The sequence below is a fragment of the Cobetia sp. SIMBA_158 genome, assembly GCF_046566945.1.
Lineage (GTDB): Bacteria > Pseudomonadota > Gammaproteobacteria > Pseudomonadales > Halomonadaceae > Cobetia > Cobetia amphilecti.
In genome coordinates, this window is the sequence record NZ_JAWJYL010000316.1 from 1 (window position 1) to 275 (window position 275).

The following is a 275-nucleotide window of genomic DNA, read 5'->3' on the forward strand; positions in this document are numbered from 1 at the left end:
GTGGCTTGCAGCAACGAATCCGAGCCGACGACGTCGATCAGTTGCTTCGGATAATGCTCGCGCGAAATCGGCCATAGGCGTGTGCCCGAACCGCCGGCCAGGATGACCGGCAGAATCCGGGTACGCGGCAGCGCCGTCGACTGATCGACGACCGGACGGGACGCCGGCTGCCGCCCTTCGTCGATGTCGCACCTCTCTGCTTGCACTGATGACATGGTATCGCTCCGCTCTCGAGGAACACGCCACCGTCTCCTGCGACTGAAGCGCATTCAGAC

General features: G+C 63.6%; 1 protein-coding gene. It reads right to left on the reverse strand.

Features of this window, described 5'->3' with window-relative positions:
- On the reverse strand, positions 1-215 hold a 215-nt coding region (locus tag R2R70_RS20125), incomplete at its 3' end, for a sugar phosphate nucleotidyltransferase (protein ID WP_410978920.1).
- Positions 216-275 lie beyond the last annotated feature (60 nt).